Below are 24,455 nucleotides of genomic sequence, written 5' to 3' on the forward strand. Positions count from 1 at the left end.
TTCACAAAGTGGGGGCTTTTTTTATGCTTTCCGTAATTTGTGAGAGAAAAAAGGGGGTTTTTAAACCTTTTTGGAGGATTTTATGAGGATTGCTCGAATACATATTTCAAATATGAATTAAGCAAAATTGAGGATTTAGAATGGTTGAAAAATCTTTTTGCTGGAATGGAGCTATATTTCTGTGATTAACAATATTGAATCTTTAAACAAATTCATCTCACTTATACCTATTATGAAATTATCTATACCCGCTGATTTATCCATAGCCATATGTGATTTGGAACGGTTCGTTGCTTATTTTCCTGGTGAGACCATAAATTTAAACATTACCGAAGGACAGCTCTTAAACAAAGAAGAACCGCTCTACTTAGCTATACGAGAGAATCAAGCGTTGAAGTCCAATGTTCCGGCTAACTTCTATGGATTTGAGTTTACGGGTACTGCCACACCACTTCACGATCAAACCGGTCAAGTCATTGGCGGGATTGCAGTTCAGATTCGCAGACAAAGTGAGTTAATAGCTATTGTAGAACAGATTTCAGAATCACTAACCCAAGCCAATGAGCAAATTAATAATATTTCCTATGGATCTAATTCACTTGCGGATTATGCTCAGCAGCTACTTATTCAATCCCAGCAAGCTGGAAAAGATGTGGAGAATACTACAGAGGTCCTATCGATTATTAAAAAGGTTGCTGACCAAACGAATTTACTCGGGCTAAATGCAGCAATAGAAGCAGCACACGCAGGTGAGAAAGGTAGAGGGTTTGAAGTCGTAGCCAAGGAAATTCGGAAATTTTCAAGAGAGACCGTTTCTTCGACTCAAAACATAAATGAATCTATGTTACAGATCAAGGGGATTACGAACCAAATGGCTAATTCGATAGAGAAAATAGCGGCTATCGGACAAGAACAGGCGGCTTCTGTTCAGCATACCTCTGCATTTATTGAGGAAATAAAAATAATGTCCCAAAAGCTTAACGAGTTTGCGAATAAATTGTAGCAAGAGAAATCAGTTCTTTTTTGTTGAAACAAAAGAATATTTTAAACGTATATTTTAATTCATGGATGGTATAGTAAGATAGTAGTTGAGTAACAAACTTAGGAGGAATAAATTATGTCAACACCGCACAATGCAGCACAAAATGGTGAAATCGCCAAAACAGTATTAATGCCAGGAGATCCTTTAAGAGCGAAGTATATCGCAGAAACCTATTTGGAGAACCCAACCCAATTTAATACGGTACGTAATATGTTTGGATATACAGGCACTTACAAAGGTAAAGAAGTGTCAGTAATGGGTTCGGGAATGGGAATGCCAAGTATCGGTATTTATTCTTATGAACTATACAAAAATTATGGTGTGGAAAACATCATTCGCATCGGTAGCGCAGGTGCCTACACAGATAAATTGAATTTATTTGACGTGGTACTGGCGGATAGTGCTTGGAGTGAATCTACATATGCCTATGTTCAGAGCGGTGTAGAAGGAGATGTGCAGCTGCCAAGTAAAGAATTGAACGAAATCATCGAAGCAGCGGCTAAGCGCATCAACAAACCACTCTTGACTGCAAGAATTCATTCCAGCGATGTATTCTATCATGAAGACAACGTGCCTGGCCACAATGAATTTTACAATGAACATGGCTGTGTATGTGTAGAGATGGAGAGTTATGCATTGTTCCATAATGCGAAGGTATTAGGTAAACAAGCGGCATGTATTCTTACCATTTCAGATTCATTAGTCACTCACGCAGTAACCACGGCTGAAGAAAGACAAAATTCTTTCAACAGCATGATGGAAGTTGCATTAGAAGCAGCGATTTCTCTATAAAATTAAGAAGTGAAAGATAAGCTAAAACATCTTTATACAGAAATTGTATAGAGATGTTTTTTTGTGTTTTCAAGATTGACAAGAAGAAAAATCCAGATCATAATAACATATGAGCACTTGTTCATATGTTATTATGATCTGGAGCTTTTGAATACCACCGCGCGCGCATACAAATACTATCTTGCTGAAGGCTAATAGGAGGTTAATCATGAAGAACAAAAAGAATAATCACAATCATCAGGCAGAACACGTACACGACCAACACTTCGATCACGATCACGGTAGTCACGATCATTCCCATGGTGAACACGGACACTCCCATGGACCTCACGGTCATCATCATTTTGATCCTAGTGGAAACAAAAAAGGACTTATGATTGCATTAATAATTACAGTAGGCATTATGTTTTTAGAGTTTTTCGGCGGACTGATTACCAACAGCTTAGCGCTGCTATCGGACAGTGGACATATGCTAAACGATGCAAGCTCCTTAGCATTAAGCCTAGTAGCGGTCTGGTTTGCTACCAAACCTGCGTCTCCCAATAAAACCTATGGATTTCATCGGTTTGAAATTCTAGCGGCACTCTTGAATGGGGTCACTTTATTTGTAGTTGCTGGATTTATCATAGTAGAAGCCTATGGGCGATTCTTCGAGCCTCCAACGGTTGCAAGTGGTTCTATGATGCTGATCGCATGTATTGGTCTTTTAGCCAATGTGGCTAGTGCTTGGTCTCTAATGAGAAAAGGAGATGTAAAGAATAACATTAACCTTCGTAGTGCTTATCTTCATGTGCTTGGTGATGCCTTAGGCTCGGTAGGGGCCATTGTCGCAGGTTTAGTTATGATGATCTTTGGTTGGTATATTGCCGATCCGATTATAAGTGTACTAGTTGCTCTATTAATTCTTAGAGGCGCTTGGGGAATCATCAAACATACGGTTCATGTTCTTATGGAAGGCACACCGATTACAGTGAACCCGTCTGAGGTAAAGGCAGTTCTAGAAAATATCGAAGGCGTTAGAAATGTTCATGATCTTCATATTTGGACGATTACTTCGGGCTTAGACTCACTCAGTTGTCATCTATTAATCGAAGATCAGGCCGATGATCAACGTGTTCTTCAGCAAGCCATTCAGCTGATAGCAGAACGCTTTAAAATTCAGCATACTACTATTCAAATTGAAACTTCCGCTATATCCCATGAAGAAATGAAAGTCTAATCATTATTTTATATTTTGAATAGAATAGGGGGGCTATAGTATAATAAAGCTATGAGGAAAGGAGTGATTGGTGCATGGAAGATCATCTGCACGAGCACGAATCATGTAGCACGGGTGAACGAAAAAGTCATCACTCTGAGAAGACTAAAAAAAACCTGGTTAGCCGACTCAATAGAATTGAGGGTCAGGTAAGAGGGCTAAAGGGATTAATTGAAAAGGACACCTATTGTGATGATGTGCTGCATCAAATCTCTTCGGTCCAGTCTGCTTTGAACGGCGTAGGAAAGCTTTTGTTAGAACATCATATGAAGAGCTGTGTGGTGGAACGTATTCAAGATGGTGAGAATGAAGTATTAGATGAGTTATTAATTACCATCAATAAATTAATTAAATAATTGATAGTAGAAAGGATTCATTAGAATCCTTTTTTTATTTTAGATTCAAATATAGTATAGGGGGGTATTCTACTATTGTTAGAAAATATACTGAATGAGGAGGGCATATATGAATGTAGAGGTATTTACAACACCGACTTGTGAGGATTGCAGAAATTTTAAGAAGTTCTTAAGTGAGCATCATATTCCATTTACTGAGTTTAATATTGCAGAGCATCCTGAGCATGCAGATTCGCTGTTTAATCGAACTGGAAAAAGGTTGGTTCCTACCATTTTTATTAACAAACAGGTATTCTTCGGATTTGTGTTCAATCGTCAAGAAATTGAGAAACAACTTCTTGTCTAATGTTCCATTCAAGACAATTTATCTGAGCATGATAAGCCAGCTCACAATTGGGTATATATAGAGTAGGGGACTATACTAAACTACATCTTGAGAGGAGCTTTTATGATGTCACATCAAGACTACAAAGCGTGTATTGAAGAGTGTTTAAAATGTATGGTAGCTTGTAATCACTGTTACTCATCTTGCTTGGAGGAAGATCATGTTGGAATGATGAAGGAGTGCATTCGCCTGGATCGTGAATGTGCAGATATATGCGGATTCGCAGCTCATGCCATGTCGATGAACAGTAAATATGCTAAAGCCTTATGTTTAGCTTGTGCAGAGGCTTGTGAAGCATGCGGCAACGAATGTAAAAAACATGACCACGATCATTGTCAGCAATGTGCAGAAGCGTGTTTCGCTTGTGCGAAAATTTGCCGTGAAATGGCCGCTTAACCTTGTAGAGGGTTTTACAAATCGGATGAATTAAAGAAGGAGTTTTCTCAGAAACAGTATTTCTGTTACTGAGAAGGCTCCTTTTTAGGTGATTAGGATAGAGTTTGTTGCTTGACAAAATATAGGGTAGGGGGGTATACTAACGTCAAGAAGAGGATGATACAAACAATGGAAATCATCACAAATGTGGAAGAGGTGTTTATATAATGACAACTGCTGGGGCGGGACAATCACAAACTTCACTTCAGATCACAGGGATGACCTGTGCTGCTTGTGCAAACCGCATAGAAAAAGGCTTGAACAAGCTAGAAGGTGTAGCAGAAGCCAACGTAAACTTTGCAATGGAAAGGGCCACAGTGACTTATGATCCCAACATAGTGGACGTAAGTAAGATGGAAGCAAGTATTCAGAAGCTTGGATACAGCACAGCTAAAGAAGCTGTAGATTTACAGCTGGTAGGTATGACATGCGCTGCTTGTGCGCTGAAAATTGAAAAGACTCTGAATAAGCTGCCGGGTGTAAGCATGGCCAATGTGAACTTTGCGATGGAAACAGCTCATGTCGAATATAATCCTGTTGAAGTTTCTATATCTGACATGCAGAATCGGGTGGAGAAGCTTGGATACAAGGCTGTTCCCAAACAAGAGCAGGGTGACCCAGCGCATCAGCGACAACAAGATTTATCCAAGCAGAAGCGTAAGCTTCTGATCTCCGCAATCCTATCGTTTCCGCTGCTGTGGGCGATGGTGAGCCACTTTTCATTCACTTCGTGGATATGGCTGCCTGATCTTTTTATGAATCCATGGTTCCAATTGATTTTGGCAACACCAGTTCAATTTTATATTGGTAAACAATTTTACATCGGTGCTTATAAAGCGCTACGTAACGGCAGTGCGAATATGGATGTTCTGGTTTCGCTTGGGACCTCGGCGGCATTCTTTTACAGCTTGTACTTAACCATAGTTTGGGCTGTCGATGGTGGGAGCGCGCATCATGGACCAGAAATGTATTATGAAACGAGTGCTGTACTGATTACGCTAGTGTTGATGGGGAAATTGTTCGAATCCTTGGCAAAAGGACGGACATCGGAAGCTATTAAATCCTTGATGGGACTGCAAGCCAAGACGGCTTTGGTTGTTCGCGACGGGGAAGAATTAAGCATTCCTGTTGAGGAAGTTATTGCAGGGGATATAGTGCTTGTTCGTCCAGGTAATAAAGTACCTGTGGATGGTGAAGTGCTGGAAGGGATCTCGTCGGTAGATGAATCCATGCTGACCGGTGAAAGCCTCCCTGTTGAAAAGAAAGCTGGAGATTCCGTCATTGGAGCGACGATTAATAAAAACGGTATACTTCGAATCAAGGCAACAAAAGTAGGTAAAGAAACCGCTCTTGCGCAGATCATTAAAGTGGTAGAGGAAGCACAGGGCTCGAAAGCTCCTATTCAACGGGTCGCTGACGTTATCTCCGGTATTTTTGTACCTATTGTTGTTGGGATTGCTATCGTAGCGTTCTTAGTATGGTACTTCTTCGTAACACCGGGTGATTTTGCAGGTGCCTTGGAAAAAGCAATCGCTATTCTGGTTATCGCTTGTCCTTGTGCTTTGGGTCTGGCGACACCAACCTCCATTATGGCTGGTTCCGGACGTGCAGCTGAACTGGGAATCCTGTTCAAAGGCGGAGAGCATTTAGAGCAAACGCATAAAATTGACACAATCATCTTGGATAAAACAGGTACAGTAACAAAGGGTAAACCTGAGCTTACCGATATTTTGGTCGAGGGTAATGAGACAGAATTTCTTAGACTGGTGGGTGCAGCTGAGAAGAATTCGGAACATCCACTTGCAGAAGCTATTGTTGCAGGCATTTTGGAAAGAAATATTGAATTGCCAGGGACAGAATCTTTTGAAGCTATACCAGGTTTTGGGATCAAGGCTGTCGTGGAAGGCAAAGAGCTGTTAATTGGTACTCGGCGTCTCATGGATAAATACGGCGTAGAGGCAAGTCATGCCTATAACATAATGTCCACATTAGAAGAATCGGGAAAAACAGCGATGCTTGTTGCTATAAATAAAGGGTACGCGGGTATGGTAGCAGTAGCGGATACCATTAAAGAAACCTCTCAGGCTGCTGTCAGTCGGTTGAAAGGAATGGGTATCCAGGTCATCATGATTACCGGAGATAACGAACGTACGGCGAAGGCAATTGCAGCCCAAGTCGGCATTGATCATGTACGTGCTGAAGTGCTTCCAGAAGGAAAAGCGGAGGAAGTGAAAAAGCTACAAGCGCAAGGGAAGATCGTAGCCATGGTCGGCGATGGCATCAACGATGCTCCAGCCCTTGCTACAGCAGATATTGGGATGGCAATCGGTACCGGTACTGACGTGGCTATGGAAGCTGCGGATGTTACTTTGATGCGTGGCGATCTATCCAGTATTCCTGATGCCATCTACATGAGTCGTAAAACAATGACTAATATTAAACAAAATCTATTCTGGGCACTTGGTTACAACTCACTTGGCATTCCGATTGCAGCACTGGGTTTCTTGGCTCCATGGGTAGCGGGTGCGGCAATGGCACTCAGTTCGGTTTCCGTGGTACTTAACGCACTTCGTTTGCAACGTGTGAAGATCCGTAACTAAATTGCTATAGGAATGGAGACGGAGATAAGGATATGGGAGAGATAACGAAAATTGCAGTTGCGCCACCAATTCAAGTGGGTGGGAGCCTGTTTACACCTGAGCAGCTTGCTACAATAGGAACTATTCTAGGGATGAATGCCCAAATTGAGATGACATCTTTTAAACAGCTTTATTTGGAGGTGCCTCTTGAACAACGTGAAGAGATTGTGGAGCAACTTGAGCGTATAGGGTTGGAAGTATATCCAGCGGGTTTTGTCACGAAAAGCCTGATTGCATGTAATTTTTGTAAAGGGGCTGAGGAAGCGGGGCTGGCAGTTGCACAGAAATTAAATCAGTCCATAGCAGGGATTGAAACGCCTACGCCACTGAAGATTGGTTATGCGGGCTGTGCACTCGGAACAAGTGAGCCTTTGTTGAAAGACATCAGCGTTGTAAAAATGCGTAATACCTATGAGGTTTTTGTTGGAGGAGAACCTAAAGGTCTTAAGACTTCAATCGCGCAATCCCTTAGATCAGGGCTGACTGAAGATCAACTCATTCCAGTGATTTTGTCATTGATTAACTACTACAAGGTCAACGCCAAAGGGAAAGAGAAATTCAAGAAATTCATTGATAGGATGACGATAGAATTGCTGCAACAAGTTGTTGCAGTGTAGGGTAAGGTTATAAATTTAAGAGGGGCTTCCTTTATAGGAGCTCCTCTTTTTAGTGTTGTTAAAGATGAATATATGAAATGAAAAGTTTGTAAAATTAATAAACTATTTAAGTAAATAAAGTGTTAGAATTTATACAAATAATACCTTTGTTATCAAGATAAATAGATGCCATAGGGGATGGCATGGAAGCTGCGATGAACATTATATAAACAGAATGAGAGGGTAGTTGACCAAATTATGATCAATCTTAGTTCAGAGCGACAACAGCAAGTTAGCTATATTGGGATTACTGAGGCTGATTTGAAGGTATTGAAAAGTAAGGAAAAAGAATTTAACTTAATCGTAAGCTCGCTTGTAGATGATTTGTATAAACAGATGATTGAGGAGCCTGAGCTACTCCACATCATTGAGCAACACAGTACACTAGTGCGATTGAAAGAAACGCAGCAGTGGTATTTTTTATCCATGGCATCGGGTGTGATTGATGAAGCGTTTATTGAGAAACGACTGCTTATAGGTAAAATTCACTCGCGTATTGGTTTGACAACGAATTGGTATTTGGGAACTTACATATTATATTTGGATCTTGCTACAGCTCATTTTGAACGGATATTACCGACCGAGTGGCAACCCGTCATTCATGCATTAACCAAGATGTTCAATCTGGATTCACAGCTGGTTCTTGAAGCCTACGAAGTCGATGAGAAAGCAAAAATAGAGAACCTATTGGAGAAGCAAAATCATATGCTTACAGGTGTTAGTTCTGCTGTTCAAGAATTAGTATCTTTAATGGTTCAACTAAAAGACAGTAGTGAATCCATCGAGGATTTAGCCAGTAAGAATGCTGATTATCAAGAGAAAACGCATCAAAATGTGTTATATCTCGACAAAGAGGTAGAGTCTATTCATCAAGTGGGTACAATGATTAGGGAAGTGGCAGATCATACGCATCTTTTAGGTTTAAACGCGGCCATTGAAGCGGCAAGAGCAGGGGAGCACGGGAGAGGTTTTGAAGTCGTTGCGAATGAAGTCCGGAAGCTAGCTCGTCGCTCTAAAGATTCAATAGGAACGATTGATGAGAAGCTGAATAATATCAATTCCACACTGTCTAAGGTGAAAAAAGACTCGGAATACAACTCCATGTATTCTAGAGATCAGGTGAAAGGCTCACAAGAGCTGGCTTCCTTCGTGAAGTTGATTGAGAAAGTAACCGTCGAATTAGAAAGCTTGAAATAAACTAGAAAGTCCTACATATTGCAGATCGAATATTAAATATTCATTCTTGGTACAAGGAGAGGTGAGCATGCCTGAAGATCATCATGTGCAAGAAGCAGAAACTTCGACAAGAAAGATTGTAGCAGGATTATTCATGTCGTTGGATGGGGTAGTAGACTCGCTTGAAGCTTCGCCTAAGAAGTGGGGCAGCACTGAAATGAATGAGACGATTGCGGCAGGTGTCGCGCAGGCGGATGCTGTACTTCTGGGACCACGTACTTACAGGATGTTAGCCCAGTTCTGGCAGTATCAGAGTGATGACCTACCCATGGCAAGATTCCTGAACCATACTGCCAAGTATCTGGTCTCCAGTACAATTACGGAGGACATGCTCGAATGGCAGCCTGCGACGCTGATCAGGGGCATGCTCTTCGAGGAAATTACGAAGCTAAAGCAACAGCTTGGAAAGAACATACAGATCCCTGGCAGTCCGAGATTAGTGAGATCCCTATTACAAAATGGGCTGTTAGATGAGCTAAGGCTCAATATCTGTCCTGTAGTCGTTGGCTCTGGAATGCGTCTTTTTGACGAGATCATGGATCAAGTCTCTCTTCAGCTTGTAGACTCTAAAGCTTACAGCAACGGTGTGGTAGGCTTGACGTATCGCATATAACATTGAAACACTCCTTCAGAAAATTCTGAGGAGTGTTTTTCGTTTTATAGTGCGGTTTAGACGTCTGTTTTGGAAACGCCGTTTAAGCTAGGGACATAATCGGCAGCTTTATCGATGTTTACCATCTGAGCCGCTTCATTAAAATTATTGTTATTCTGTGCATTATTTTTCTTGCTTGGTTGATGTTTTCCCGGTGATCCTTTGGGACTGGCATCATTTTTAGGCATTACATTCACCTCCATATTCTCATCATAGTATGAGAAGGTTGTTTGAATTTTATGCCAGTAGCTTACTTCGACAATAGCCAGAACAGCACAAAAAGCTCCCAATTCAGTTGGGGGCTTTTTGTGTTGTTTGAGGAAACCTAAGTGAGTTCAGCGTCAGCTAAGGTTATTTTAGTTTCTTCAGCCATCTTGGTGATCGAGTCGAACCCCAATGAGGTTTATGCCACTGAGGGAGCGGAGAATATCACTTCTTGGCGTGGCTGGCGAGCAGCGATGATGAGTGTAGGCGTGTAAATAGATCCTTATTGCGGGTGTCCAATTAAAGGGTGTCCCAACAGCCATGAAGGAAGAGGGCTGTGGGGCATTTTTTTTTTGCGTAAATGTAAGTTTGACTAACCAGTAACTATAACCCGGCGAATAATCCTGCAAAAGTACATCTTTAATTGATAGAAGGAAGGCTAGACGATGAATTCCTGCGAATCTGCAGTAATTCTTGGTCCAGAAGAAGCTTTCGAATCATAAGTGGGGATATTCCTGTACATTTGCAGGAATCTCTAGCCAAGGGAAAGGTATGGATGAATAAGAGGGAATAACATTTTCATTATGGGTTATGGGTTATGGGTTATGGGATGTGAGTCGAGTGCTCATGGAAATTTTTCGTAAGAGAAATTTTGTGGTAAATAATGACTTTAAATACAATTAGAAGTATGATAATGGAGTCTGATCTCACGGAGTAGCTTAAGCGAAATTGAGGGAGAATGGATTTGGAAAAAGCAGCACCATAGCTCTTGAACCATATGGAAAGCATTGCTGTGGAAGGCTTTTGTGAAGATCGCATCAAGCTGTTCTATGGTCAGTTACATTATGAAAAAGGTAGGTGAGAATATTGCTGTCAGACAAGAAACAGTCTTTTCTATTTATTATTATCGTGTGGGCAATGGCGCTCGGGATGTTGCTACTCCCAGAAACGGCACAAGGACTGTACGGACTTACCCCGTTACTCGCAGTATGTCTCATGATGTTCTTGATTGTGCGAGATGGTTATAGTGCTGAGGGCTGGAGAAGGTTAGGCTTCAAATTTAAAGGAAGGAAAGAATACATATTGGCTTTGCTCATTCCCTTATGTTCACTGGGAGCAGGGTATGCTGTCTATTGGACAGGATGGGCATCAAGCTTGATTCCTCCAGATTCATGGATCAAGACGGCTATATATTTGGTCGTTTATATTGTTCTAGGTTCGATATCTGCATTGGGTGAAGAAATTGGCTGGAGGGGCTGGCTGCTCCCGCGTTTTCAATGGATGGGAAGAGTTACTTCAAGTATAACGTTGGGTTTAATCTGGGCGATATGGCATTATCCGGCGATTCTTGGCCCGCGTGCCTATCACTCTTCTGGGAACCGCTGGCTCGTGTTGACTCTTTTCACCTTATCCGTTGTATTTGCAGGAATTATTATGAATGAATTACGGCTGACCTCTGGTAGCATATGGCCGGCTGTGCTTTTGCATGGAACTAATAATGCGGTAGATAGTGTGCTGCGTAATATTACTACGAGTTCATCACCGATGTTGGAATATGTAGCTGGAGAGAGTGGTTGGGTCCCGGTGATTTTATATGGCGCCGTGGCCGTCTGGATTCTGAATCGCAACCTCAGGATGAAACGACAGCGTGTCATTTTAGAGCTATAACTCTGCGCGTTTGTTTATAGATGAATCAATATCATGCATAAAAGTATATGATTTCGAAGATGTGAAGGAGAGATCCCATTATGATCGATATGGACAGAATATATCTTATCTCAGATATCCCCGGTTATCCCCCGCAAATTGGTCGTCTTTTATCCATGATGAACTATGCAAGACACACAACATTAGAGGCGGTTAAGGATCTAAGTGTAGACCAACTAGACTATTTATTGGATTCTGAGAGCAATTCTATTGGAGCGTTATTATTACACTACGCTGCTGTGGAATTTGCGTATCAAGTGGCGACGTTTGAAGGAAGAGACTTATCCGAAGAAGAGCTAACGATATGGGGGCCAGCACTGAATTTAGGGGATGAAGGATGAGCAATTATTAAAGGAAATGATCTTAGCTATTATTTAGACCGATTAAATGAAGTTAGACAAAAAACGTATGATTTATTCGCAACCGTGAATGACGACTGGTTATATATAGAAGAAGAGTTCTGGTATAACAAGCCAGCCAACTACTACTTCATGTGGTTTCACGTATTTGAAGATGAGATCAATCATCGAGGCCAAATAAGACTGATACGAAAAAGAGCGTTAGCTTAGAGCATTTTGATCTAGAAGGAGGTGTAGTTATGGAGTTCATTGAGAGTGTAAGGATCTTAAATAAAAAGTATCCGTTGTTCTCGAAAGTTATAACGGCAGCATAATCTTCGACATCGTCTACTACTCAGGAAAAGCAGTTGGGCAAATTGCCTATTCCTTGGCTCATTAACGTACATAAAGGTAACAAGACAACCTCGGTTATTGAAGGTTGTCTTTTTTTGATAGAAATGAAGTACATACTCGTGCGTAACGGACTCAGATGCAGTTATCTGTGGATTTTGAGCCTTTTGGAACGTTTTGCGGACTCCGGAGACGTTAATCACCAAAAATAGGGGTGTTATCCTGTGTTTTCAGTCCAATAAAGTCACTGGAGTCCGATAGAATCCGAGAACAGTGCAATTATTGTAGATAAGGACTCTGGGGTCCGAATGTAATGCTGATAGGCATTAGTTTTACGCTTTTTTCTCTCGGTGAATGGTATCGCCAAGACGGGAGAATAAACTCAATGAAAATAGTTGTGAAATTATTTATGAAAATAATTTAAATTTTCAGTTCATTATCAGTTCACATAGATTTGTTAGGATAGAGACATCAAAGAAAGAGATAACGGGTATGACCATGAGAGGAAGAGAACGGAATGAAAATATTAGAGGTTAAGAATGTAAAAAAATCGTATACTTTATATGGTAAAGAAAAGGTTCCTGTACTCCATGATGTGAATTTGAGCTTTGAGACTGGCGAATTTGTTTCCATCCTCGGAGAGTCTGGTTGCGGCAAGTCCACATTGATGAATATCATTGGTGGAATGGACTCTGATTATGAGGGCGATGTCCTTGTTCGTGGAAAGAACCTAAGCAAGATGACCGAAAAGGAAATGGATGATTATCGCAAGAACAATATTGGCTTCGTATTTCAAAACTTTAATCTAATTCCACATTTATCCGTCTTGGAAAATGTTACAGTTGCGATGCAGATGACGAATACAAGCGAGAAGGAACGTAACAAACGTGCTATAGATATTTTGACTGAGGTAGGATTAAAGGATCATCTGAAAAAACGTCCAAATCAACTATCCGGTGGACAGAAGCAACGGGTATCGATTGCACGCGCGTTGTCGAATAATCCAGACATTATTTTAGCAGATGAACCTACGGGTGCATTGGATAAAGATACAGGTGATCAAATTTTAGTTTTGTTGGACAGCATTGCGAAAAGAGGAATTTTGGTTATTACCGTAACCCACTCGCAGAAAGTAGCCGACTACGGTAGCCGTATCGTTAAGCTTGAAGAGGGTCTAGTTAAAGATGATATTCATTTAAAAGATCGTTCTATGGCTACCTACGATGGGGGAAATGGATCATCCCGAAATCTCAGCTTACTTGCTTCTTTCAAAATGGCCCTTCAAAACATGAAGCTCAACGCCAAACGTAATGTATTGGTAGCATTGGGTGGATCTATAGGTATTTTAAGTGTACTCTTGATGCTTTCCTTAGGAAATGGGATTACGAGCTATATTAATAATGAAATTAATTCAAGTATGGACCCTTTACTTGTGGATATCACTAAGCCAAATCCGGAAGCCAAGGACATGAAAGGTCCAGAAGCGATGATGTTACCAGGCGTTACGTTTACAAAGACTGATGTTGAAACGATCCGTAACTTTCCAAATGTAGATCGTGTAGAGACCATAACAACCATTACAGGCAAGTCTACTACGGTTTTTGAGGAACAAACGGGTAGTCTAACACAACTAACCACCTTAAACGATACATTTGATAAAGCGACGATTAAAGCAGGGGCTCTACCAAAAGAAAATGAAATTTTGTTACCAATGAAAATAGCAAGTCAATTAAGCGGAGTTGATCAACCGGAATCTATGGTAGGGAAATCTATTCATCTGTATATTACTGAAATGGATGCTCATCATAAACCGATAACGCTGGAGAAAGAAATTATTGTCTCTGGTATTTATGAAGGCGCTGATCCAAGAGCACAAATGGCACCAACAGGATATATTCCTACACTGACACTAGAGCATATGTATACGGATAAAGGGCTTACCATTGGCCCAATTCAGGTTAATGCTTTTGCAACTGATATGAAATATGTGAAGGGTATTAATGCAGCGGCTGTTGATATGGGCTTCTCAGGCTCCCAAACGGCAGCAATCATGGAGCGTATCACGACTTATGTGGATATGGCTACGATCGTTCTATCTGGTATTGCAGGAATTTCGCTCATCGTATCAGGGATTATGATATTGGTTGTCCTTTATATTAGTGTGGTAGAACGGACTAAGGAAATCGGGATTCTTCGTGCCATTGGGGCAAGAAAAAAAGATATCAAGCGAATATTCTTTTCCGAATCTGCATTATTAGGAATATTTAGTGGTGTTTTTGCAATAATTTTTGCAGCAGTCATTAGTTTTGGGTTAAATATACTTCTGGAAAATGCTTTTGGCGTAAAGCTTATTAACTTATCTGGATCATATATCGTATTCGGATTAGTTGTAAGTACAGTAATTAGTATCATTGCTGGTTTGATGCCTTCATCGAAGGCTGCCAAGCTCGATCCAATGGAATCTCTACGATACGAATAAATACAAAGTTGGAAAGGAAATTGATGTATGAGCACAATTCTAGTGGTTGACGATGATTCCCATATTCGCAAATTAATACGATTATATCTAGAAAAAGATCAGTTTTCTGTAGTGGAAGCGGAAGATGGTCAAATTGCATTAGACATTCTAGCTCACACGAAAATCGATTTAGCGATTGTGGATGTGATGATGCCGCATATCGATGGCATTGAACTGACAGAAGATATCCGATCTTATATTGATATGCCGATCCTAATGGTTACAGCCAAAGGAGAGTCTAAGGATAAAGTCAGGGGATTTAATGCAGGGTCAGACGATTATTTAGTAAAGCCGTTTGATCCCATAGAATTGGTTCTGCGTGTGAAATCATTATTGAAGAGATATCATGTGACTCCTTCGAATGTTATTCAATTAGGGGGAGTAACGATTGATCTAGGAAATCTAACAGTCGCTAATGCCGATCAAACGGTTGAATTAAAAAAGAAGGAATGTGAATTGTTATTTGCTTTGGCGGGTTCGCCAAAGCAAATCTTCACACGTACTCAGCTAATAGAAAATATATGGGGAATGGATTATGAAGGCGATGAGCGGACGGTTGATGTGCATATCAAACGCTTAAGAGAGCGTCTTGAGCCTATCCCTCAGTTCATCATTTCTACGGTAAGAGGGCTTGGATATCGTCTGGAGTTAGCATAGATGGTGAGAAAAAGTCTGCGTTTTCGAATCGTTGTGACGTTCATTGGTATTGTTTTAGCTAGTTTGATTATATCCTTTTTTCTTTTTATGCAGTTTGCAGAAAAAAATAGTACCCCAAACTATTTGTTCACTAGTATAGCTGAAGATGTAGCAAAAGTAATAAACCTAATAGATGATCCGGAAAAAGTAAATGCATTTGCAGATCTTCTTAATAAGTTGGGCATAGATATAGCGATGGTTAATGACTCGAGTGCCCCTGTCTTTTCTTTAGACAAGGAAAATATGGCTACCCTATTCAACACCAACACAACCGATGCAGTTTTTCTATCTGGTAAGGGCGGACTTGCTATCGTAGGGATTCCCAAGGTAGATGATGGTAAAAGTGCTTTCATCATTAAAATTGACTTTTCAATGATTGTATTGGGATTGAGATATATTCTCATATTAACGCTACTAGCTGTACTAGTCATCGGAAGTTTGCTTATCTTGTTCATGTCCGGGTACATTGTGAAGCCGATCAAAAAGCTGACTGTTGCTGCTAAGGAAATGGCGTCAGGCAATTTATCTTTCCGATTGACTTATCGTAATAAAGATGAAGTTGGAGAACTGATGGAGAGCTTTAATCGTATGGCTAGTGAACTGCAAAAAATGGACGCTGTTCGTGATGATTTTGTCAGCAATGTGTCCCATGAAATGCAGTCACCGCTTACTTCGATTAGAGGGTTTACAAGAGCACTGCAAGATGGTGTTATTCCATTAGATCAGCAAAAAGAACATCTGGATATTATCTATGAGGAAACATTACGTCTATCTAGGCTTAGTGATAATCTGCTCCGATTAGCCTCACTCGATTCGGAACATCATCCGGTTAATCCGACCACATTCCAATTAGACGAACAATTAAGAAGAACGATCGTATTTGCGGAACCACAGTGGGCGCGGAAAGATATTATGATTGAATTGGATTTATTACCTTGCGAGATCACGGTGGATAAAGATTTATTTGATCAGGTCTGGCAGAACTTAATAAATAATGCCATAAAATATACGGAGCAAGAGGGTACCATTCATGTTGAAATCGAGGTATCTGAGCCATTTGTAAAGGTATATATTAAAGATTCCGGACGAGGCATACCAGAGGAAGCACTTCCGCTCATCTTTGATCGATTCTATATGGTGGAAAAGGCGCGGAGCAGTGCTCTTAAAGGGAATGGACTTGGACTTTCCATTGTGATGAAAATTCTAAAGATACATGATTGTAAAATTGAAGTAGAGAGTAAAGTCGGAGAAGGGACCACTTTTGTTGTAACGATCCCTAGAACATAACCACATACTAAACAAGCCAAAGTTATGATAACTGGCTTGTTTTTTCTTTTTTTCTTCTATATAAGAAGATCCTAAAACATTCTAAAAAGGAAGAGGAGAAGTTTGGAACTGTAGGAGCGATAGCGCCCGCCTGAAAGCTTTCCGTAGGAAAGCTCGCTTCGGAAGCATAGGCTGTGCACCAAGCTCTATTTTGATGTAGAAGGCTCTCGTTATGTACCTGTTGGAGACACGATGCAAAAATGCCCTGTATGCGCCGTCCGGGAAGTGATCACTCCGATTTCAAACCATGGATATCGTCTTTGGCCCAGCAGATGCAAATTATTTATTTAGATCAACGCTGTAATGTCAATCGGACCGGGTAGATCCTGCGACTTGTACACTTGAGCAATTAGCAGATGATGCGAGTATACCGACGTGGGCGAGAGAGGGGTACAGTGGAAGCGCTCAGACAGATGGGCGTGCTGCAAGGACGCAGCGGCGTCAAGTTCGCACCGAGAGAAGAAGCTTCGCGGGCGGAAGTGTTGGCGATGATCTTGCGTTGGTTGGATATGAGACTGATCTGTGCATTTGAATAGTAGAGTCAGCGAGAAATGGAGATGCCTTAGATCGATGCAGACCGTCTACTGGATGATCCTCGTGAAAGAGACTCTTGCTCTTGGCTATATGGTTGGCAACTGCCGGCCCCCTTAAAGTAGTTTCATCGCCTAGCTACACGTCATACGTGGCGCGTAAAAAAAAGACGGCTCCATATTCAAATTAAAGAATAGGAGTCGTCTTTATTGAGTTCAGTGTAGAAATTACGGTGGTTTTTCTGTGCAATTATTCATTCATAAATTTTAAATATTGTAGCGCATTTTTTAAAACTGTGACCGCTTCGGCGCGAGTGCTCATGTCTTTCGGAGCAAAGTTCGATGCCGACTTACCGCGAATCAACCCTTTGGATGCTAAGAATGAAATTTCATCTTTAGCATAGTCGGAAATTTGATTCTGATCTGCAAAGCTTAGCTGAGTTGAGCTAATGCCTTCTGCACCGTTGACAAGCTTGATCGCATTCATCATCATGACGGCCATCTGCTCTCTGGTGATTAGTGCGTCAGGGGCAAACTTACCACTACCTAACCCTTGGACTAGACCATGCTGGACAGCTGCGCTTACCACTGATGCATACCAGCTATCGGATGCTACATCTGTAAATCCTTGCTTTGCTGCTTTGCCTGACAAGCCAAGGCTTCTTACAAGCAAGGCCGTAAACTCGGCACGTGTAATTTGTCCATTCGGGTCAAAGCTCTCGTCTGTTTTACCAGTGACAATCAGCTTGGAAGCCAAAGTTTCCATTGCCTTTTGTGCCCAGTGTGTTTGAATGTCGGCAAAGGTTTTCTTGCCTTCTACAATCACATACAATCCATTTTCTTGATGCTTGATTGTCGCTATTGTCTTACCGTCCTTAACCGTGAATACGGCTGGCACATAGTGAAGCTTTCCTGTTACTGGATCTATCTTCACAACAGTTGCTGTGTTTGGATCTTTCACGACACCATCAGTAATGAGCGTGCACTCTACATAGGCCGCTGTAGTCAACTCCATTGTTGCGCCATTGGCCTTCAGTTCTGCTGTATAGCTGACAATTTGACTTACTGCCTTCTTGCCGATATCAGCAAGTTGCTCCACCAAGTTATTTTGTACCGTTTGATCTACTTGCTCGATGCGTACAACAACTTGTTCAGTATCACCTGATAATACAGACACTGGCAACGTATAGCTGCCAAGTGGGCTTTGAATGGTAATAACCGCATCTGGCCGCTTGCGAGCTAAGTGTTCCAACTCTTCTACTGGGATCACCACTTCATAGCCTGTATAATCCTCATTCAATTCGATTGCAAGCTCTGAGCCAGCCTCTTTAGCTTTTTCAAACGCTTCAACCTTCTTCTTAAAGGAAGCTGCGTCTATCTCTACCTTCACTTTATTGCTAGACTCATCTACCTTTAGCTCATTGTCTTTCGGTTTGTACAACGCTGGATATTCAACTGCTGGATTTGTTGTCGTCGGAGGGAGGACTATACCGCCGTTACCGCCGTTACCGCCATTACCGCCGTTACCGCCATTACCGCCGTTACCGCCATTACCGCCATCAGCAGTTCTTTGACCACTGATTGTAATTGCTTTTTCAGCAGTTACGCCAGAGCCATCCGCTGCTGTAGCGACGACTTTAACTACGCCATCCTTGGCAGCCGTCAGCAAGCCAGCTGCGCTAATCGTTGCCTTATCGGTTGCCGTTGTTCCATCGGCTTCATACACTTTCCAGATGACAGCTTTATTATCTGCATTGGCAGGCAATACCGCTGCATTAAGCTGCAAGGTGCCGCCTTTAGTCGTGATGCTTGAAGCATTGTCGGCTGTAGCAATTTCAATCGATTCAATCTTGATTGGTTCCGTTGTCTCGCTTTGGCCACTGATTGTAATTGCTTTTTCAGCAGTTACGCCAGAGCCATCCGCTGCTACAGCAACAATCTTAACCGCTCCATCCTTGGCAGCAGTCAGCAAGCCTGTTGCGCTAATCGTTGCTTTATCGGTTGCCGTTGTTCCATCGGCTTCATACACTTTCCAGATGACAGCTTTATTATCTGCATTGGCAGGCAATACCGCTGCATTAAGCTGCAAGGTGCCGCCTTTAGTCGTGATGCTTGAAGCATTGTCGGCTGTAGCAATTTCAATCGATTCAATCTTGATTGGTTCCGTTGTCTCGCTTTGGCCACTGATTGTAATTGCTTTTTCAGCAGTTACGCCAGAGCCATCCGCTGCTACAGCAACGATCTTAACCGCTCCATCCTTGGCAGCAGTCAGCAAGCCTGTTGCGCTAATCGTTGCTTTATCGGTTGCCGTTGTTCCATCGGCTTCATACACTTTCCAGATGACAGCTTTATTATCTGCATTGGCAGGCAATACCGCTGCGTTAAGCTGCAAGGTGCCACCTTTGGTCGTTAATTCATCTGAACCATTTTCACTTGTGATTTCAATCGCTTCAACCTTGATTGGTTCCGTTGTCTCGCTTTGGCCACTGATTGTAATTGCTTTTTCAGCAGTTACGCCAGAACCATCCGCTGCTACAGCAACGATCTTAACTGCGCCATCCTTGACAGCCGTCAGCAAGCCAGCTGCGCTAATCGTTGCCTTATCGGTTGCCGTTGTTCCATCGGCTTCAAATACTGCCCAGATAACGTCGGCATTCTCTACATCCTCAGGCAATACGGTTGCATCGAACTGCAAGGTGCCACCTTTGGTCGTTATTTCATCTAAATCATTTTCACTTGTGATTACAATCGATTCAACCTTGATTGGTTCCGTTGTCTCGCTTTGGCCACTGATTGTGATCAATTTTTCATCAGTTACATTCAGAGCCTCTGCAGCCGTGGCCACAACCTTGATCTCACCATTTTTAACAGCAGTCAACAGCCCATCCACACTGATTGTTGCTTTGTCTGTTAAGCTGCCATCAGTTTCGTGCACAGTCCAAATAATATCCTTATTTGTTGTACCTGCTGGTAGTACAGTTGCTTTTAACTGCAATGTTCCACCTTTTGAACTGATTTCGGATTCTTCGGTTGTAATTGAGACCGTCTCTGTTAAACGATCCACTCTTGAGACTATATCAGCATAATCAAGGGTGAAATAAGTGGCTGTAGCTAACTCATTCTTTGTTCCAGTCACTCTGATTTTTAATACATGCTCTTTATTGTTTAACATTGGGCTCTCATAGATCAATTGCTTATCTTGTCTTGTAGAAGCATAATTATCTATTGAAATTTCAGGGCCGCCATCAATGGAAATGCCAACTATGCCTTGATCCTTCGCTTTAGCGCCAAATAATTTAACTTGTGAGCCAGTAAAGCGCAAGAGCACATATGAATCCTTATCTTTTGTGTAATGATTGTCCCAGAACTCCCATCCAATACTATAATCGAACTGATTTTCACCAATTCCTACCTTGTCATGATTGACTCTTCGATCTAAGGATAGGGAAAGTTTTTGATGGTCGTCCAAGCTATTTTCATTCTGCGTGAATGCTGCGGCTTCCGTTTTATTGCCATTACTAATCTCAATCACTTTGCCGCTGCCACGATTTTGTAATTGGAAGTAGCCATCAATAGTTTCAATTATAGACCATTCATCGCTATATTCTTCATCATCTGAATACTCCTGCTGAATAATTGCAGCACCATTATTTTTGGAAGCATCCTTAACCGCAAGCACTTTCGAGCTATGCTTAGAAACAATCTTATAATAGCCCGGATCCATCTTAACGAATGTCCACTTTTGATTGTCGTCAGTATTCTTCGTCCATTGAATTATTCTGGCGCCATTATTATAGGAAGCACCATCAACATCCATATTTTGGTTACTATGTTTAACGGTAAGATTAAAGGCTTTCTGATCGAATCTGTCTCGTGCTTCTTGACCTGTAATTGTAATCATCTTACTTCCAACTACTTTAGTACCGTCTACAGAAGTTGCAACCACTTTTACGTTTCCATTCTTGTTAGCTTTCAGTAGCCCGGTATTTGTAATAGTGGCTCTATCTGTCGTGCTGCCATCTATTTCTGTTACCGTCCATGTTACTTTACGGTTACTTGCATCTTCTGGGAGCACTTGAGCTGCAAATTGAAGCGTTCCTTCGAGAGCTGTGATCGTTGAAGCATCATCTTCTGTTGAAATTTGAATTTCTTCAACCGGTATGATTGAATCATCCGGCAGCTCTACCCAAAATTCTACAGAATAGCCTTTCATCGTCGAGTTAATGGTTGGTCCAGACTGAATGCCAATCGGGATATTTTCTTCAGTCGGTGTATAACGATAACCAGCAAAAGTTTTTTCAGAACCAACATCAACATTAAATGTAAAGTAATTATCGGGGGAGCGATTAGTAATAACAAAGGCTTCTTTGCCTTCTGGAGATTTCCATGCCATAATTCGATTATCTCCACGGACCGTATCTTCCTGTACATGATATCTAACCGAATCCCATGGCAAATACTTCAAAAACCCAGCTAAGGAATGCCAATTTTGCTTATTATAAATCCAATGTCCTTTCTCTACATCAGGATATTTACTAAAGTCGTCATCATCTAATGTCCGCCAATAGCCTAATGAAAAGCCCGAAGCCTCAGAATTATACAATGGCTTAAGAGCATGCAGCCAATACCAAGTTGGCGATTCGACGAAAGTAAACCAGTTCATTACTGACTGAGCTGTATTGACAAATCTCCAGTCATTAGTGTCTGTAAAATACTCGAACTCATTTTGATACACATGTTTTTCTTCGCGATTAGCTTTGTAATAATTTGCATTATCTATTTGATCATTTGAATCATAACCAATACGATGGAATGTCCAAGCATCAATTACGTCAAGTAATTGTTTGTCCTGTCTGATTCTATAGCTTCCATCAGAATATTGCCCATTCCAGCTATCAGCATGAACATGAAGATTAGGAAATCGTTCTTTTAGAACAGGAATGACTTTCTTCATCGCTTTATAATACTCTTCACCTGAATAATGGGCATGTGGATAGGTTCCTACTTGATGTGGTGCTTCATTCTGCAACCCAAAAGCGACAATAGGAATACCGTTACTTTCTAAATATTCCAAATCTTTTTTCACGGATTGCGCAAATTCTTCTAGAAAGGCATCATCAAATCGTTTTAAGGAACCGTTAATATAGCTGTTCGTCGATTTGAAGTATGGCGTTGGTGACCAATATTCAAAGTTGATCCCCTCCATGCCGGAAACCTCGATAAGTTCTCTTAATTCCTCTAACTGAGTCGGCCATCTTTCTTTTAATTGCTTCTTTTCCTCATCCAAACCACGGTAGTACAATCCGCCAGCTAAGCGTAAATATCTAAAACCGTTTAACATTTCAGTATATAGACGCTGTCTTTCTGATTCCACTAATTCATGTGGAACAGCAACTGTTTCATCTGGTATTCCATTATTACCAGAACCGATAGAATCGCTTTGAATTTCAACCCCTAATCCCCAAATAGTTTGACGAGGCTGATCATGCATGATTTTGAACTGACCTAAATCAACTGTTACTTCAGTAGTAGATTTTACAATGAATTCACTGAAAAAAGTTTCTGGTATGCTGGATGCGAGTCCGCTTTTTCCTTTTGGAAAAAGATTATATAGTGTACTTGCAACAAGCCTGTCATTCAAATACAAGCTTAACTCGGGGCCACTCATGACGGCTCTAAGTCGAATAGGAGTTGAATCCAGTTGTATTTGCTCACTAGCTGTTAGTAGTTGCAATTCACCGTCTCTGACAACATTAATTTCAAACTGCTTTTTAGCTGGATTATAGTTAAAATAATAGAAGTTGTGCTCATCCTGAATTCTTCCAAGTATTCCAAAAGTACCATTATTGTCTTCTACAGCTGGAGTCACTGTTGTATCTACAATGTAATGCGTCCAGTTCGAATTTCCTGCTGCTATTGTTGCCAGGCTATCGTTTTGAGTAGTCTTTATTCCTCTCACGCCATTTTGATCAGTGTCTAACCAATTTCCCTTTGCTTTCCAACGTCCGATAATAGGGTTAGTGAAGTTGTCATAATATAAATCTGCGCCTGTATATGCAAATTTGACAGCATCAGCAATTACAACTCCGTCTGCATCATTTGATAATTTAACATGACTGCCAGATTGTTTATTAAACTTATAAGAACCCAAGTTATTCCAAGTGCCAACTGTTGCAATTTGCTGGTTTATATTTATTATATTTTCACCATCTGCATGTTTAATCGAAAAAGGAGCATTCGTAGCTTTAGCACGATTATCTGCTGATTGCATATAATACACATTGTAATAACCATCTTGTTCCAGTTTGGGAGTCCAAATAATCTCTGCCAATTTTTGTGAATCTTGAAATGGAGACGCTACAAAATAGGTGTTAGGATAAACATTATCATTTTTCTCTTTGGTTTCCCAAATTCCAGTAATCGAAGCATCCAAAGGCTGTACTGTGTCATCTATTAAAACAAATTTTAATGCATCAGCAATAACGTTAGCATTTGCATCATTTGTTAATTCTACGTAACCTGTGGATCCGTTATCAAACTTAAAATCCCCCAGTTTATACCATGTATTACCTGCTTTTCGTTGATTAACAAGAACTTTTTCTGTTCCATCTCTATGATGAATCGTGAATGGTGCATTTGTAGCAATATCATAATCATTAGATTGTCCTTCAGGCTGTAAATAGTAAATCGAATAATATCCTGCAGCAGGTAGGAGAGGGCGCCATTTCATCGTACTTACACCAACTGTATTTATATCATTGTCAGCAGTTTGATAGTTTTCGCCATAATAGCCGGAGCGATATTTCGAAGCTGTCCAATTGCCCTCTTTTTCCGCAACGAGGTTATCGACTATCACGGGTTGTTTCTCTAAGGCTGAGGGAGCCACATATATAAAACGCACTGCATCAGCTATTACATTGTTAGCATCAACATCATTATTAAGAGATACATAACCCGATGTTCCTAGCGCAAAATAAAACGTGCCAAGTTCTAACCACTTGCCTCCTTGGTGAATTTGGTTAATTCGAATTGTCTTTTCACCATCTGCATGATGAATTGTATAAGGCGCATTTGTTGGAATTCCATCTGAATTTGTAGTTCCATTCGGAAGCATGTATTCCACTTTATAGTGACCTTCCAACTGAATATCCGGTCTCCAAATCATTTGCTTTTCTCCGCTTCCTTTTGTTGTTGCAGCATAATTATTGCCATAGTAACCTGATCTTGAAGTGCCGGTATTCCATCCACCAATTTTTTCAGCGTCATTATTATCAATGATGATTTCTGTTGTTATGCTGGCGGCGCTCACTTTCATAGTTGGAAATGAATAGGGG

At 41.1% G+C, this 24,455-nt stretch carries 18 protein-coding genes and 1 pseudogene; 17 read left to right on the forward strand and 2 right to left on the reverse strand.

Annotation, left to right across the window (positions count from 1 at the left end):
• The first annotated feature begins 232 nt into the window (after positions 1 to 232).
• From NSS67_RS06270 to NSS67_RS06315, 10 genes are all read left to right on the forward strand, one after another.
• Positions 233 to 1,003 (forward strand): methyl-accepting chemotaxis protein, encoded by a 771-nt coding sequence (locus tag NSS67_RS06270; protein WP_339318770.1) that lies wholly within the window; start codon positions 233 to 235, stop codon positions 1,001 to 1,003.
• A gap of 114 nt (positions 1,004 to 1,117) precedes the next feature.
• The gene (gene deoD / locus NSS67_RS06275) at positions 1,118 to 1,834 is read left to right on the forward strand and encodes a purine-nucleoside phosphorylase (protein ID WP_042131124.1); all 717 of its coding nucleotides are present in this window, start codon (positions 1,118 to 1,120) and stop codon (positions 1,832 to 1,834) included.
• A gap of 208 nt (positions 1,835 to 2,042) precedes the next feature.
• Complete coding sequence (locus NSS67_RS06280) at positions 2,043 to 3,053, forward strand: cation diffusion facilitator family transporter (RefSeq protein WP_339318771.1); 1,011 nt, start codon at positions 2,043 to 2,045, stop codon at positions 3,051 to 3,053.
• Positions 3,054 to 3,127: 74 nt separating this feature from the next.
• Positions 3,128 to 3,448, forward strand: coding sequence for a metal-sensitive transcriptional regulator (locus tag NSS67_RS06285; protein WP_339318772.1), 321 nt, complete (start codon positions 3,128 to 3,130; stop codon positions 3,446 to 3,448).
• Positions 3,449 to 3,557: 109 nt separating this feature from the next.
• On the forward strand, positions 3,558 to 3,794 hold the full coding sequence (locus NSS67_RS06290) for a glutaredoxin family protein (protein ID WP_339318773.1): 237 nt from the start codon (positions 3,558 to 3,560) through the stop codon (positions 3,792 to 3,794).
• A 105-nt stretch (positions 3,795 to 3,899) separates the two neighbouring features.
• A complete protein-coding gene (locus NSS67_RS06295; protein ID WP_339320514.1) occupies positions 3,900 to 4,229 on the forward strand; it encodes a four-helix bundle copper-binding protein in 330 nt (109 codons plus the stop codon).
• 206 nt (positions 4,230 to 4,435) lie between these two features.
• The gene (locus NSS67_RS06300) at positions 4,436 to 6,868 is read left to right on the forward strand and encodes a heavy metal translocating P-type ATPase (RefSeq protein ID WP_339318774.1); all 2,433 of its coding nucleotides are present in this window, start codon (positions 4,436 to 4,438) and stop codon (positions 6,866 to 6,868) included.
• A 32-nt stretch (positions 6,869 to 6,900) separates the two neighbouring features.
• Positions 6,901 to 7,524: a nitrite reductase gene (locus NSS67_RS06305; RefSeq protein ID WP_339318775.1), complete on the forward strand. Its 624-nt coding sequence runs from the start codon at positions 6,901 to 6,903 to the stop codon at positions 7,522 to 7,524.
• A gap of 237 nt (positions 7,525 to 7,761) precedes the next feature.
• Positions 7,762 to 8,760, forward strand: coding sequence for a globin-coupled sensor protein (locus tag NSS67_RS06310; RefSeq protein WP_339318776.1), 999 nt, complete (start codon positions 7,762 to 7,764; stop codon positions 8,758 to 8,760).
• Positions 8,761 to 8,827: 67 nt separating this feature from the next.
• Positions 8,828 to 9,412 carry a dihydrofolate reductase family protein gene (locus tag NSS67_RS06315; RefSeq protein WP_339318777.1) on the forward strand — a complete coding sequence of 195 codons (585 nt, stop codon included), beginning with the start codon at positions 8,828 to 8,830 and terminating at the stop codon, positions 9,410 to 9,412.
• A gap of 56 nt (positions 9,413 to 9,468) precedes the next feature.
• Here NSS67_RS06315 and NSS67_RS06320 read toward each other — a convergent pair whose 3' ends face one another.
• Positions 9,469 to 9,639: a hypothetical protein gene (locus tag NSS67_RS06320; protein WP_339318778.1), complete on the reverse strand. Its 171-nt coding sequence runs from the start codon at positions 9,637 to 9,639 to the stop codon at positions 9,469 to 9,471.
• A gap of 141 nt (positions 9,640 to 9,780) precedes the next feature.
• Between NSS67_RS06320 and NSS67_RS06325 the strand changes: the two genes are divergently transcribed.
• From NSS67_RS06325 to NSS67_RS06355, 7 genes and pseudogenes are all read left to right on the forward strand, one after another.
• Complete coding sequence (locus tag NSS67_RS06325) at positions 9,781 to 9,930, forward strand: hypothetical protein (protein ID WP_339318779.1); 150 nt, start codon at positions 9,781 to 9,783, stop codon at positions 9,928 to 9,930.
• 592 nt (positions 9,931 to 10,522) lie between these two features.
• A complete protein-coding gene (locus tag NSS67_RS06330; protein ID WP_339318780.1) occupies positions 10,523 to 11,323 on the forward strand; it encodes a CPBP family intramembrane glutamic endopeptidase in 801 nt (266 codons plus the stop codon).
• 89 nt (positions 11,324 to 11,412) lie between these two features.
• Positions 11,413 to 11,931: pseudogene (locus NSS67_RS06335) on the forward strand (DinB family protein).
• 637 nt (positions 11,932 to 12,568) lie between these two features.
• Entirely contained in the window at positions 12,569 to 14,530 is a 1,962-nt protein-coding gene (locus NSS67_RS06340; protein ID WP_339318781.1) for an ATP-binding cassette domain-containing protein, read from the forward strand.
• Positions 14,531 to 14,557: 27 nt separating this feature from the next.
• A complete protein-coding gene (locus NSS67_RS06345; protein WP_339318782.1) occupies positions 14,558 to 15,226 on the forward strand; it encodes a response regulator transcription factor in 669 nt (222 codons plus the stop codon).
• Complete coding sequence (locus tag NSS67_RS06350; protein ID WP_339318783.1) at positions 15,227 to 16,552, forward strand: HAMP domain-containing sensor histidine kinase; 1,326 nt, start codon at positions 15,227 to 15,229, stop codon at positions 16,550 to 16,552. It abuts the gene before it with no gap.
• A 395-nt stretch (positions 16,553 to 16,947) separates the two neighbouring features.
• Positions 16,948 to 17,127 (forward strand): S-layer homology domain-containing protein, encoded by a 180-nt coding sequence (locus tag NSS67_RS06355; protein ID WP_339318784.1) that lies wholly within the window; start codon positions 16,948 to 16,950, stop codon positions 17,125 to 17,127.
• A gap of 244 nt (positions 17,128 to 17,371) precedes the next feature.
• On the opposite strand, the gene NSS67_RS06360 is transcribed toward NSS67_RS06355, so the two are convergent.
• Positions 17,372 to 24,436: an Ig-like domain-containing protein gene (locus NSS67_RS06360; protein ID WP_339318785.1), complete on the reverse strand. Its 7,065-nt coding sequence runs from the start codon at positions 24,434 to 24,436 to the stop codon at positions 17,372 to 17,374.
• Between the last annotated feature and the right edge of the window lie 19 nt (positions 24,437 to 24,455).

Origin of the sequence: Paenibacillus sp. FSL R10-2734, assembly GCF_037963865.1 — a bacterium.
Taxonomy (GTDB): Bacteria; Bacillota; Bacilli; order Paenibacillales; family Paenibacillaceae; genus Paenibacillus_AQ.